The sequence below is a fragment of the Rhizobium sp. P1_B8 genome (genome assembly GCF_056406515.1).
The window spans coordinates 1-13,110 of sequence record NZ_JBFTZZ010000060.1 but is presented as its reverse complement, the minus strand read 5'-3'; the positions used below and the strand labels follow the sequence as shown (position 1 = coordinate 13,110).

General features: G+C 60.9%; 13 protein-coding genes. 5 read left to right on the top strand and 8 right to left on the bottom strand.

Features of this window, described 5'->3' with window-relative positions; all coding sequences use genetic code 11:
* Positions 1 to 269: 269 nt before the first annotated feature.
* Both AC1D2N_RS35690 and AC1D2N_RS35685 read right to left on the bottom strand, forming a co-directional pair.
* A complete protein-coding gene (locus AC1D2N_RS35690; protein WP_130652525.1) occupies positions 270 to 2,183 on the bottom strand; it encodes a L,D-transpeptidase family protein in 1,914 nt (637 codons plus the stop codon).
* A gap of 94 nt (positions 2,184 to 2,277) precedes the next feature.
* A complete protein-coding gene (locus AC1D2N_RS35685; protein WP_130652526.1) occupies positions 2,278 to 2,544 on the bottom strand; it encodes a hypothetical protein in 267 nt (88 codons plus the stop codon).
* Between the two features lie 61 nt (positions 2,545 to 2,605).
* Here AC1D2N_RS35685 and fumC point away from each other — a divergent pair, with 61 nt between their 5' ends.
* A complete protein-coding gene (fumC, locus tag AC1D2N_RS35680; protein ID WP_047621340.1) occupies positions 2,606 to 3,997 on the top strand; it encodes a class II fumarate hydratase in 1,392 nt (463 codons plus the stop codon).
* 99 nt (positions 3,998 to 4,096) lie between these two features.
* Here fumC and AC1D2N_RS35675 read toward each other — a convergent pair whose 3' ends face one another.
* Complete coding sequence (locus AC1D2N_RS35675) at positions 4,097 to 4,930, bottom strand: VCBS domain-containing protein (RefSeq protein ID WP_130652527.1); 834 nt, start codon at positions 4,928 to 4,930, stop codon at positions 4,097 to 4,099.
* Between the two features lie 231 nt (positions 4,931 to 5,161).
* On the opposite strand from AC1D2N_RS35675, the gene AC1D2N_RS35670 reads away from it, so the two are divergent.
* The gene (locus AC1D2N_RS35670; RefSeq protein ID WP_018446359.1) at positions 5,162 to 6,769 is read left to right on the top strand and encodes a fumarate hydratase; all 1,608 of its coding nucleotides are present in this window, start codon (positions 5,162 to 5,164) and stop codon (positions 6,767 to 6,769) included.
* 26 nt (positions 6,770 to 6,795) lie between these two features.
* Here AC1D2N_RS35670 and AC1D2N_RS35665 read toward each other — a convergent pair whose 3' ends face one another.
* A complete protein-coding gene (locus AC1D2N_RS35665; RefSeq protein ID WP_018242280.1) occupies positions 6,796 to 7,002 on the bottom strand; it encodes a hypothetical protein in 207 nt (68 codons plus the stop codon).
* A gap of 347 nt (positions 7,003 to 7,349) precedes the next feature.
* Between AC1D2N_RS35665 and AC1D2N_RS35660 the strand changes: the two genes are divergently transcribed.
* Complete coding sequence (locus tag AC1D2N_RS35660) at positions 7,350 to 8,417, top strand: GGDEF domain-containing protein (protein ID WP_018242281.1); 1,068 nt, start codon at positions 7,350 to 7,352, stop codon at positions 8,415 to 8,417.
* Between the two features lie 158 nt (positions 8,418 to 8,575).
* On the opposite strand, the gene AC1D2N_RS35655 is transcribed toward AC1D2N_RS35660, so the two are convergent.
* Both AC1D2N_RS35655 and AC1D2N_RS35650 read right to left on the bottom strand, forming a co-directional pair.
* The gene (locus tag AC1D2N_RS35655; RefSeq protein ID WP_130652528.1) at positions 8,576 to 9,187 is read right to left on the bottom strand and encodes a pyridoxamine 5'-phosphate oxidase family protein; all 612 of its coding nucleotides are present in this window, start codon (positions 9,185 to 9,187) and stop codon (positions 8,576 to 8,578) included.
* A gap of 37 nt (positions 9,188 to 9,224) precedes the next feature.
* A complete protein-coding gene (locus AC1D2N_RS35650) occupies positions 9,225 to 10,205 on the bottom strand; it encodes an alpha/beta hydrolase (RefSeq protein ID WP_477982964.1) in 981 nt (326 codons plus the stop codon).
* Between the two features lie 47 nt (positions 10,206 to 10,252).
* On the opposite strand from AC1D2N_RS35650, the gene AC1D2N_RS35645 reads away from it, so the two are divergent.
* Positions 10,253 to 10,720, top strand: coding sequence for a MarR family winged helix-turn-helix transcriptional regulator (locus AC1D2N_RS35645; protein ID WP_113542103.1), 468 nt, complete (start codon positions 10,253 to 10,255; stop codon positions 10,718 to 10,720).
* 3 nt (positions 10,721 to 10,723) lie between these two features.
* Here the strand turns inward: AC1D2N_RS35645 and AC1D2N_RS35640 are convergent, their stop codons facing one another.
* Positions 10,724 to 11,914, bottom strand: coding sequence for a low temperature requirement protein A (locus AC1D2N_RS35640; protein WP_018446364.1), 1,191 nt, complete (start codon positions 11,912 to 11,914; stop codon positions 10,724 to 10,726).
* 62 nt (positions 11,915 to 11,976) lie between these two features.
* Positions 11,977 to 12,351: a gamma-butyrobetaine hydroxylase family protein gene (locus AC1D2N_RS35635; protein ID WP_032980674.1), complete on the bottom strand. Its 375-nt coding sequence runs from the start codon at positions 12,349 to 12,351 to the stop codon at positions 11,977 to 11,979.
* 136 nt (positions 12,352 to 12,487) lie between these two features.
* Here AC1D2N_RS35635 and AC1D2N_RS35630 point away from each other — a divergent pair.
* The coding region (locus AC1D2N_RS35630; RefSeq protein WP_477982961.1) for a GTP 3',8-cyclase MoaA at positions 12,488 to 13,110 on the top strand (623 nt) is incomplete at its 3' end.

The following is a 13,110-nucleotide window of genomic DNA, read 5'->3' as shown; positions in this document are numbered from 1 at the left end:
ACACGGGCCAGATGAAGAGCCGGTTGCGATCCTGCTCCCCACAGCCCCAAACGGCTAAGAAGGTGACGATCCGACAACCAGCTTCCGGGCGGGCGGCCACCCGCCCGGAAGCGTTAGTATCCTACATTCCTGTCATCCAAGAAGGTGCCGGCAGGCGGATGAGGGGGCCATACGGCGCGCCCTCTCCTCTTATTTCTTGCACGCAGACACCCCAAAACAAACCGGGCGGTCCAAAGACCGCCCGCCAGCATCACTATCAAATCCGATTTTCAGATCTGCGCCCCACGCGCCTTCGTTGTGGCATCGAAGGCCTTGTCGACATAGGCGTCGCGTCCGTAGACGTCGTCGAAATATTCCACCACGCCGTCCTTGTTCGGCCAGGCAGTGAAGTAGGAGACGTAGACCGGGATCTTCTGCGGCACGCGTACGGCATGGTTCTGCCCGCTGGCGATCTGCTTGGCGACATCGTCAACCGTCGTGCCAAGCACGGCAGCCGCCATCGCACGCGGATCGGCAAGGCGCACGCAACCGTGGCTCAGCGCCCGCATGTCGCGCTTGAAGAAGCTCTTCGACGGCGTGTCGTGCATGTAGATCGCGTGGCTGTTCGGGAACAGGATCTTCAGTTCGCCGAGCGCATTGTCGCTGCTCGGCGGCTGGCGCACCGAGACATTGTCCGTCGAGCCATACCAATCGACGGACGATGAGGCGACGGCATGGCCGTTCACCTCGACTTCATAGCCGAGCTGGTCGAGATAGTTCGGATCCGAGCGCAGCTTCGGCAGCATCTCGTTGATGATGATCGACTGCGGCACGCCCCAGAAAGGGTTGAACTCTACCGTCTCGATCTCGTCATCGAAGAAATAGGTCTGGTTGTTCTTGCCGCCGACCACCACGCGCATCGACAGCTGTTCCTTGCCGTCATTGTGGTAGTAGACCATGTAAGCGGGCTGGTTGATCATAACATAGCGTGAACCGAGATCCTCCGGCAGCCAGCGCGCCTGCTCCATGGCGACGACGAGCTTGTCGATCTTCGAAGCATTGGTGTCGCCGCCGGTCATGGCGCGCACCGTCGCCTGGCCGATGACGCCATCGGCCTTCAGCCCGCGCTCCTTCTGGAAGTCCTCGACCAGCGAAACGATGTCAGGCGAATAGTCGCTGCTGCCGGCATAGGCGGCAATCGTTGCCGCATGATCGGTCCTCAGCGTTTCGGAACCGTGCTTTCCGATTGCCCTGACGATATTGGCGATCTCGGGTGAGCTCTCGCCAGGTCTCAGCAGCTTGTCGAGCGAAACGACTATTCGCTCTTCGTTGCCACCGTCGGCGGCACGAAGCTTTGCAAGCTCTGCCTTCAGCGCCAGGAATTGCGGGCTATCGGGCGAGCGGCTGGCGATATAGGCGCCGACGTCGGGGCTCATGCGAGCAAGCTTCAGCACCGGGGCCAGATTGACCACCTTGCGCTGGAAATCGTGATAGCCGGAGATCTTGTTCGGATCGATGCGGCCCCGCACCGTGTCCTGCACGAAAGCCAGCACTTTGGCGGAGAGTTCGAGTTCGAACTGCGTCAGCGCACGGTCGCGGAAGGCGGGATCGGGATTGGCCGGGTCGATATCAGGCGTCTGGACGACGTAATCCGCCGGGTCGAGACCGACGAAGCCCGCATCGGCAAGCACCAACATCGCCGACTTGGCACGGTCGTTGATCTGGTTGCCATCGACCCACACGAGCGGATTGCGGCTGTCGCCGTAATAGGCTTCGAGCGCCTTTGCAACGTCAACATTGGCGCGCACCTTGGCCTGCGCCAGGAAGCGGCGCTGCACGGCGGGTTCGGCGCTGGCATCGCCGCTGCCCGAAACATCGGCGACTGCGCCGGTGACGACGGGATCGGCAAACTTGCCGGTATCGACGAATTGCAGCGTCTCGGTTTTGTAGGTGTAATAACGCGGACCGCTCACCTTCGGCAGCGGCGCTTCCGGGTCGAGCCCGCCGAGCGATCCGCCAATGCCGCCGCGCTGGCCCACACGGCCGGGCGGCATCTGGTCCATGAAGATGGTGCTCTGGGACCGCTGCCTGTCGCCGCGCAGCATATCCATCAGTGTATAGGCATGCGCGGGTGTGGCACTCATCACTGCCACGCCGCAGGAAATTGCCAATGCGGATGCCGCGCTTTTCAAAACGAACGTCATATATCTTCCAGTCCCGGTGTCATGCTGTTCTTGTCACGAGCGCAAGGCCCAAGCTCAAATCCCGCGAAACTCAAGCAGCGTAGGGCCTCATTGATCAGAAACCGGCCTGCGCCGCCAGCGCCGGCGGACTCAATTTTATGTGACGGAGATCCTGCATGGCGCCGCCCAGCAGTTCACACAAAATTATGAAATTATTAGTTAATTTTTTACCGAATTTTCTCCGGCAGACCAGTGGGGTGAAAACGCCCGGATGCATAAAATTTCCAAAGTGGCCTAAAAGGCACGCCGAAAAGCCTGCGCAAACATGACTTCCGATTTCAATATTTCGCACGGCGTCCAGTTTTCTTGTCGGGCTTTCCAACCTATAAGACCTCATCTTTCGAAAATGCCCGAAAACAGCATGTAAAGGGAAGGCAAGGCTGATGACCGCAACCCGCACCGAAACCGATACTTTTGGCCCGATCGACGTCGCCGCCGACCGATATTGGGGCGCCCAGGCCGAGCGTTCGCTCGGCAATTTCAAGATCGGCTGGGAAAAGCAACCGCTATCGATCGTGCGCGCGCTCGGCATCGTCAAGCAGGCGGCCGCCCGCGCCAACATGTCGCTCGACCAGCTCGATCCTGGCCTCGGCAAAGCCATCGTCGACGCCGCCCAGGAGGTGATCGAGGGCAAGCTGAACGACCACTTTCCGCTGGTGGTCTGGCAGACCGGTTCGGGCACGCAGTCCAATATGAATGCCAACGAGGTGATCTCCAATCGTGCAATAGAAATGCTCGGCGGCGTCATGGGTTCCAAGAAGCCGGTGCATCCGAACGATCACGTCAATATGAGCCAGTCGTCGAACGACACCTATCCGACGGCCATGCACATCGCCTGCGCAGAGCAAATCGCCCATCACCTGCTCCCGGCCCTCAAGCACCTGCATGCCGCCCTTGACATGAAGGTCACAGAATTCAGCCACATCATCAAGATCGGCCGCACCCACACCCAGGATGCGACGCCGCTGACGCTCGGCCAGGAATTTTCGGGTTATGCCGCCCAGGTCGGCTCCGCCATCAAGCGCATCGAAATGACCCTGCCCGGCCTTTGCGAGCTCGCCCAGGGCGGTACTGCCGTCGGCACCGGCCTCAATGCGCCGGTGGGCTTTGCCGAAAAGGTCGCCGAAGAGATCGCTGCCATAACAGGCATGCCCTTCGTCACCGCGCCGAACAAGTTCGAGGCGCTCGCCTCGCATGACAGCATGGTCTTTTCCCATGGCGCCATCAATGCGGCCGCCGCCGCCCTCTTCAAGATCGCCAACGACATCCGCCTGCTCGGCTCCGGCCCGCGCGCCGGCTTGGGCGAGCTGGCGTTGCCGGAAAACGAGCCCGGCTCTTCGATCATGCCCGGCAAGGTCAATCCGACCCAGTGCGAGGCGCTGACGCAGGTCTGCATCCATATCTTCGGCAACAACGCGGCTCTGACCTTCGCCGACAGCCAGGGCCATTTCGAACTCAACGTCTACAATCCGATGATGGCCTATAATTTCCTGCAGTCGGTGCAGTTGCTCGCCGACGCCGCCGTCTCCTTCACCGACAATTGCGTCGTCGGCATCGAGGCGCGCGAGGACAATATCAAGGCCGGCCTCGAACGCTCGCTGATGCTGGTAACGGCACTTGCCCCGAAGATCGGCTACGACGCAGCCGCCAAGATCGCCAAAACAGCGCATAAGAACGGCACGACGCTAAAGGAAGAGGCCCTCGCCAGCGGCTTGGTGACATCGGAAGAGTACGACGAGATCGTGCGCCCGGAAACGATGATCGGGCCGAAGTAGGAAGGTCGCATAGGCCACAGCCCCTCACCCGCCTGCCGACACCTTCTCCCCGCTCGCGGGGAGAAGGGGATATGCCGCAACGCCTCGACTCCCTCCAGCCTATAGCAAGGCAAACAGCGAAAAATTGTCCATCACGACAGAATTGCCCATGAAGTCGAAACGGATTTCTTCGATGTCTTCGAGATTGACCTCGAGAGTGGGGCCGGTGACCTCGAGCTCCTGCTGATAGACGATCTGGCCGTCGTTCAGCGCAGTGAGCGTCAGGTGAAAGGGCGCTGCCGACAATTCGGCAATCGAAACGCTCTGAAAGGTGAACTCCCCGCCATCGAGCATTTTCAGGCTTACGGGCGCAGAACCCGGCGATAGAACGGTATCGCTGAAACCGTCCTCGGTGATGGCGTCGACACCCGGGATGGTATCATAGACATACCCGTTCAGAAGCGTCAGGTCGTGGCTGCCATTCACTGAAAGTGCAAAGTTGCGATAGTCAGGCAGAGAGAAATTATCGGCCCTCGACAAGACGCCCATATCGTCGAAATCCAGGACCTCGTGGTATTTATCGCCTTCGTTGACGCCGTCGATCGCGAGCGTCAGCACGCCGAGGTCCGTGCCCCCTGAGCCATCGGACATCTTGAAGCTCAACTTCTCGATGAGCTGATCGTATTTCGTTAAATTTTTCACGACGTCGAGTGTGTAGTCCAACTCGTACTCGAAGTGACCGTCAGGTTTCAGTCTGAAGGTTCCGTATTCGCCCCTTATGATCGTTTCGTGGTCAGGCCCATGTTTGGCGTCGATGCGCACGCCATTGACGAAGCGAACATACATGTCCGCTCCCTCGGGATCACTGGAGAGGCGCAGCAGATTCCCGCGGATCCAATTGTCTTCGAAAAAAACGAGAAGGTCGTCGACAGCAGTTGGCTTTGCATTTGTCATTCGAAGCCCCGGCAGGTTAACGCTGCCGGGAATATGAACTGGCCTCGAACAGAAGGCAACCTGGAGTCGTCTTTGTCGAGGCGATTACGCTAGCCCCACCCACTGCGCGCGGTGCAGCCCGCGCGACCCTGGCTTAACCGGCCGGACTCCGACGCATCCTGATTGCTTTTGCCCCGCGGCGGATTTAGACCGGTTCCAATCTAGCGACGCCCTACCAGAAAGGTCACTTCGATGGCTGACGATCTCTTCCCCCTCGGCAAGGATGCCACCCCCTACCGCAAGATCAGTGGCGACCATGTCTCGGTCGATACGTTCAAGGGCCAGGAGATCCTGACCGTCGAGCCGGAAGGCATCCGCTTGCTGGCCGAAACCGCCTTCGCCGACATCAACCACCTGCTGCGCCCTGGCCATCTCAGGCAGCTCGCCTCGATCCTCGACGACCCCGAGGCCACGGACAATGACCGTTTCGTTGCCTACGATCTTCTGAAGAACGCCAATATCGCCGCCGGCGGCGTGCTGCCCATGTGCCAGGATACCGGCACGGCGATTATCATGGGCAAGAAGGGCCGCAGGGTCTGGACCGAGGGCGAGGATACGGCGGCGCTCGCCCGCGGCGTCATGGATGCCTACGAGAAGAAGAACCTGCGTTACTCGCAGCTCGCGCCGGTCAAAATGTTCGAGGAGAAGAATACCAGGAACAACCTGCCGGCCCAGATCGACATCTACGAGGAAGGCACCGACGCTTACGAATTCCTCTTCGTCGCCAAGGGCGGCGGCTCCGCCAACAAGACCTTTCTCTACCAGGGCACGCCCTCGCTCTTGACCCATGACCGGATGATCGACTTCCTCAAGGAGAAGATCCTGACTTTAGGGACGGCAGCCTGTCCTCCCTACCATCTGGCGATAGTCATCGGCGGCACCTCGGCCGAGATGAACCTGAAAACCGTCAAGCTCGCCTCCACCCGCTATCTCGACGAGCTGCCGACCGAAGGGTCCGAGAGCGGCCACGCTTTTCGCGACATCGAGATGGAGAAGGAAATCCACAAACTGACGCAGCAGATGGGCGTCGGCGCTCAGTTCGGCGGCAAGTATTTCTGTCATGACGTGCGTGTCATCCGCCTGCCCCGCCACGGCGCCTCGCTGCCGATCGGCCTCGGCGTCTCCTGTTCCGCCGATCGTCAGGCCAAGGGCCGCATCACCCGCGACGGCATCTTCGTCGAACAGCTCGAAACCGATCCGTCGAAATACATGCCCGAGATCGACGAGGCGAAACTGTCGGAATCGACGGTGCGCATTGATCTCAACCGGCCAATGGCCGAGGTGCTCGCCGAACTCTCCCGGCATCCCGTCAAGACCCGCCTGTCCTTGACCGGCACCATCATCGTTGCCCGCGACCTCGCCCATGCCAAGATCCGCGAACGGCTGGAAAAGGGCGAAGGCATGCCCGATTACCTGAAAAACCACCCGGTCTATTACGCCGGCCCCGCCAAGACGCCTGTCGGCTACGCCTCCGGCTCCTTCGGCCCGACGACGGCCGGGCGCATGGACAGTTACGTCGACCAATTCCAGTCCTTCGGCGGCTCGATGGTGATGCTTGCCAAGGGCAACCGCTCACGCGCCGTGCGCGAGGCCTGCAAGAAGCACGGCGGCTTCTATCTCGGCTCGATCGGCGGCCCCGCCGCCCGTCTTGCCCAGGACTGTATCCGCAAGGTTGAAGTATTCGAATATCCCGAACTCGGCATGGAAGCGGTTTGGAAGATCGAAGTCGAAGACTTCCCCGCCTTCATCGTCATCGACGACAAGGGGAATGATTTTTTCCAGGAACTGAATTTGGGGTGAGTGGGCGGGCTGCGTTGCCGCCAGCTCTACCGCGGCGACGCCTTATCCGAGGCGCTTGTGTTCTGCGCTGTGACCGCCTCGCCCACGCTCACCACATCCCCGGCATCGACCCTTGCCAGGATCTCCGTGCGGAAAGCGCCGGCGAAGAAGCCGGTGTGCTCCAGCAGCAAGACGCCGGCGGCGACGACGGTGAAGGTCAGGATGGCGAAAGAAATATGACGGGAGGTTTCCATGATCTCACGCCCTGATTTGCGGGCTACGATCGGGTCCGTTGCAGAAAATACGATCCCAAAGATGTCGAGACTGCAATACGAAACGGCCAAAACCAACTGTCGACAAGATGAATACGGTCTCCGGCAGAGAAGAACTGTAAGTTTTTCAGACACTGTACCCGCTCAGCGAGTATGCACTGCCTCAGTAAAGATACGTTTTTCCATGGAGAATCATAGGCCTGATCGAAGTATTAGCTCATGGGCCATTTGTCGTATGTAATCTTTGGTATATATCGCTTTAATCTTTTCCCAAGAAATTTAAGCTAACAAATAGAATATTGCCTTTGAATATATGAGGAGTTCGCCGGATGAATACGGCTGTCGCGCCCAAGGTGCCGGTTCCCGACGTTGCGGGTCAGATCACCTATGCCATGCGCTCCATGGGCGTCGCGCCGATACCGCGCAATTACCAACTCTTCTACGAGGCCTATATCGGCTCCAATCCAGCCCTCACCCGCGAGCTGGCGGCCCTCGGCGGCCAGGTGACCCAGGCGGAACTCGATGCGCTCGGCGCACAGCACTTCACCCACAGCCCGGCCCGTGTCTTCGACGATGCCCATACGCGCATTGCCGGCGAACTCGATGGCCTGCTGCGCATTCTCAGGCAGGAGCAGAGCTCGCTGGAAAGCTACACCAGACTGCTCGGCGAGACCCACAAGCGCATCACCTCCAAGAGCAACGCCAGCGTCGAACTGATCGAAAACGCCATCGATCTCCTGAGCCAGGCGACCGGCGACACCATGGCGCATGGCGAACGCACGGTCGAGGACGTTGTCCAGCGCTCGCAGGAGATGGATCAGGTCCGCAAGGAACTCGACGAATACAAGCGCATCGCCAACACCGACTCGCTGACGCGCCTTTCCAACCGCCGCGCCTTCGACGACCGCCTCGCCGCCATTTTCGACAATTCGAGCATGCGGCCGGTGACGGCACTGCTGCTCTGCGACATCGACAATTTCAAGAAGATCAACGACACCTACGGCCATCCGGTCGGCGACAAGGTGCTCGCCACCGTCGCCTCCGTCATCCGCAGCAATGTCCGCCGTGACATCTTCGTTGCCCGCACCGGCGGCGAGGAATTCGCCCTTATCATCGATGGCAACACGCCCGAGGAAGTGACCGCGATCGCCGAGCGCATTCGTCGCACGCTGGAGACGACGCCCTTCAAGAACTCCCGTACGCGGGTGAATTACGGTCCGGTCACCGTCTCGATCGGCATCTGCATGGCATCCAGCGCCGGGGATGCCGGCGAACTCTATAGCAAAACCGACATCGCCCTTTACGGCGCCAAAAATGCCGGCCGCAACTGCACCATCCTCTATCAAGACGGCATGCAGAAGGATTTCACCAAGAGCTGGCTGATCTACAAGACCTGACGGCAGTCCCGCGCCGCACGCACGCTGTCACTGGCAGGTGACGGTTTAGTGTTGTCGACAAACCTCGTTGTTACTCGGCATCATCCTCGGCGCAGGGCCGAGGATGAAAGAGAAGTTGGCCGACTTTGTCAGTAGTCTGAGCCGCCGGTGACGATGCTTTACCACATCGTCTTTGCCGCCCGCCCCGGCCATTCCCGGTCGTAGGTTTTCTGGTCGAAATCGCCGGTCGCGGCCTTCAGCATCTGTCCTGGCGTCGGCAACGTCGCCGGATCGGCGAAGTGTTCTCCATTCCAGAGCTCGGCCCGCATCACGGCCCGCGCGCATTGGAAATAGACCTCGTCGATAGAAATGACGACGACGGTGCGCGGATGTTTGCCGTCCATCTCGAAGCTTGAAAGCAGCGCCTCATCGTCGGAAACGACGCCCCGGCCGTTGATGCGCATCGTCGTGTTCGAGCCGGGGATCAGGAACATAAGCGCCAGCCGCGGATCGCGCACGATGTTGGAGAGCGAATCGACCCGGTTGTTGCCGCGCCAGTCCGGCAGATGCAGCGTCTCGTCGTCGATGACACGCACCACGCCACCGAGATCGCCGCGCGGCGAACAGTCGAGTCCTTCCGGCCCGACGGTCGCAAGCGCGGCAAACGGTGAGATCTCAATCATCTCACGATAGAGCGGGGTCAATTGCTTCGTCACCTTGGTAACGGAGGCCGGCGAAAGTCCGGCGCCATAGATCGTGTTGAGCTCTTCGATGCTGCTGATGATTTTCATGAGGCGTCCCGCCGCGGCTTGATCTTCGCGACGGACGCTACAATGCCGCGCGCCTTGCCGGAAGCTCAAAAAACGGAATGATCTCCGCATCTTTTTTGATGCTTTCATCAAGAGCTTCACCCACGCCCCGATCGCCTTCGAGAAATGCCGCGATCGCGGCAAGAACCGGTGCGGCGCCGATGATGCGACGGTGGCCGAAGCCGTTCGCCCAGAGAAGCCGAACGCCCTTTCCCGCCGCGCCGTAGCGCCTGGCATGGAGAGACGACACCTCCTTGTCGTCCTCGGCATGGATGACGAGCACGGGGCGGCCGATCTCGCCCGCCGCCTCGCCGGCGTCGAAGTCCTCCAGTCTCCGTCCAGTGACGCGATGAACCTCATTCTCCAACGCCGCTTGCGCTGCAGGGAGAAGGCCGATCATCCCGCCGAAATCGGTAAACAGCCAGCCCATCTCGCTCGGCGCGCCGATCAGCACCAGTCTCTCGCCGGTGACAGGCGCCACGCCAGGCAGCAGCCCCGCTGCCGAGACCATCAGCGCCGCACCGCCGAAGGAATGACCGATCGCCGCATCGAATGCGCCAAACCGCGCCTCGGCCGCCGCGATCGTCTCGACCGCAAGCCCCATATGCAGGAAGCGCCCCCCGGAACGGCCGTGGCCGGGAAAATCGAGCGCCACGACCTCCGCTCCCGTTGCCGAAAGCATCGAGGCGAGTTCGGCCATATATGCGGCGCTAGAGCCCCAGCCATGCGTCACCAGGTAGCGCTTGCGTTTGCCCCTCGCCCCGCCGTTCAGCCGATAGGCATGCGCTTGGCGCCCGCCGGCAAGCCTGAGGTTGAAGCGTTCGGCGCCGGCAAGCCGGGCCGCACCCGCTGCATGCGCCGCCTTCGCCTTTGCTCCCTTCGGCTTTGTCGACGGCGTCCGGCAGAACAGCTGGAGCGCCGCCCTGCCTGCCAGATCAGGCGAAACCGCCTGTAGAGCCGAAAACCCGAGGCGGGTGACGTCAAGCACAAAGTTTGTCATAGTGGGATTCCAAAAGACTGTTCAACACTGAACAATAAAGTACAACGATGAACAAAAATCAATCCCTTCCCTGGGATCATCCGCGTTTTCGCAGTTGGATCGCGGTGGCTCGCGCCTGCCAGCTGATGCAGCAGTCATTGGCCCGCTCGCTTGCCGATCTCGACATCAAGCCGCCGCACCTCGATATCCTGGTCAATCTCTACCGTTTCGAAGGCATTTCGCAGCAGGAGCTGGCGCGCAAGCTGCTGGTCGGCCGCTCCAATATGAGCATGCTCTTGCCGCAGATGGAGAAGCGCGGTCTGCTCCTTCGCCGCGATGACGAGCGCGACAAGCGCGTGCGGCGCCTCTATTTGACGCCAGAGGGTCGAAAGCTCAGTGAGGAAGCCATGGCCATCCAGACCGGCCTCATCGACCGCGTGCTATCGGACGAGCCGATCGAGCAATGCATGGCGACCGCCGATTCGATGGAGCGGATCGTCACGGTGCTGATGAAAGATCTGCGCGACGAGGACTGATGTTCAATGCAGCGTCGGCGCGGCCGTCGTGCCGGTCAGCGAGCGATATTCCCAGGCGGCGACGATGATCAGCACGAGCGTCGCCAGAATGCCCATCAAATAGACCTCGATGAAGGGTGCTGCGAAGGCGAGCAGGATCAGAAACACGAGGCCGGCCAGATGTGATAGCGGCAGCTGGCCGCTGGTCGCGCCCTTGAACCAGAGATTGCCGATCAGGAACAGGCCAGAGCCGCCGAGCACGGCCGCGGCGATGCCGAGATTGCCGGTCTCATGCGGATGCGAGAACATGAACTCGACCGCCACCGCATGGACGATGATGCCGGCAAGAATCGGGATATGCCCATAGGTGAAGGCCTGCCGCGCCAAGCTGCCCGGCGTCTCTTCATGCTCGATGCGGTGGGCGGCGCGCCCGTGGCCGAAGCGGAAATAGAGCCACCACATGGCGACCGTGCCGATGAAGCCGGTGACGAACACGACGCTGGTCAGCCCGGAGAACGGCAGCTCCGAAAAGGTTCGGCCGGAAACGAGGATCGCTTCACCGAGGCAGATGATGACGAAGAGCGCGCAGCGCTCGGCCATATGCGCGCCGGAAACGTCCCAGTCCCGCGCCGTCGAGCGGCCGAGCCCCGGCACGGCAAAGCCCGCGGCCGGCCCGGCATATTCGATCGCCAGCGCAATCACCCAGGCGATCAGCCGGGCTTCATGCTCGAGCAGCCCGCCGGCAATCCAGAAAACCGATGCTGCCACGAGCCAGGTGGTGATGCGGACGAAATTCAGCGTGTTGGGGCGGTCGACGCGCGTCATCGCATAGGTCGTAAACAGCGAGCGCCCGACCTGCATCGCCACATAGGCGCCGGCAAACAGCAGCCCCTTGTCGCCAAAGGCCTCGGGGATGGAGGCAGACAGCAGCAACCCGAGCATCATCAGCGCCACCAGCATGCCGCGCACCGGCATTTTCTCGGGATCGAGCCAGTTCGTCACCCAGGCGGTAAAGATCCACACCCACCAGACGGCGAAGGTCATCAGCGCCGCTTCGGCAGCACCGAGCGGCGTATAGTGGGCGGCGAGCGCATGCGAGAGCTGCGAGATCGAAAAGACGAAGACCAGGTCGAAGAACAGTTCGAGGAAGGTCACCTTGCTGCCGCTGGCGCTGCCCTTGGCGCGCAGCCAGTTCTTTCCGTTCGTTTTCGCCATATGGCCCCCCGATGGCTGGAATTATGTGTGGATTGAAAGCGATAGCGGCGCTCTCGTGACCCTCAGCGCGGCTTCTCCGCCGTGTCGCGGTTCATGCCCTTTTCGCTGAGCTCGTCCTCGTAGGCGGAAAACAGCTCAGCGCCGCGTTCGCCGAGCTCGCGCAGATAGGTCCAGGTGTAGATGCCGGTATCGTGCATGTCGTCGAAGCCGATCCGAACGGCGTAATTGCCAGTCGGCATCATCGAGATGATCGCGACATTGCGCTTGCCTGGCACCGTCACCTTCTGCCCTGGCCCGTGGCCCTGCACCTCGGCCGAGGGCGACAGCACACGCAAGAGCTCTGCCGACAGGTCGAAGCTCTGGCCGTCGTTGAAGGTCACCACCAGCCGCTGCCTGTCTTTCGAGACGCGAAGTTCGCTCGGCCAGATATCGCTCATCATTTTGTCCTCTTCTCATGCGAGGAGTAGGCGCTGATCTTTTTCAGCGCAAGCTGAAATTGGCATGCTCGCGCGGGCTGTTTCCCTTGACGCGACAATAGCATATGCCCACATTGACGAGAGTACGGAGATACACGTGAACAGCAGAGTTGGAACGATAGGTAATGCATCGCCGCTGGTGGCAGGTGCGGACCCGATGATCGACCCCTTCGGGCGGGCGGTCACCTATCTCCGCGTCTCCGTCACCGACCGCTGCGATTTCCGCTGCACCTATTGCATGGCGGAGAACATGACCTTCCTGCCGAAGAAGGATCTCTTGACGCTGGAAGAGCTCGACCGGCTCTGTTCCGCCTTCATCGCCAAGGGTGTCGGCAAGATCAGGCTGACCGGCGGCGAACCTTTGGTGCGCAAGAATATCATGTATCTGGTTCGCCAGCTCGGCCAGAAGATCGGCTCCGGCCTCGATGAGCTGACGCTGACGACCAACGGTTCGCAGCTTTCCCGCCATGCTGAGGAGCTTTATGATTGTGGCGTACGCCGCATCAATGTTTCACTCGACACGCTCGATCCCGACAAGTTCCGCAAGATCACCCGCTGGGGCGATTTCGCCAAGGTCATGGAAGGCATCGATGCCGCTCAGAAAGCCGGGCTGAAGGTCAAGCTCAACGCCGTGGCGCTGAAGGATTTCAACGATGCCGAGATGCCGGAGCTTCTGCGCTTCGCCCACGGCCGCGGTATGGATTTGACCGTCATCGAGAC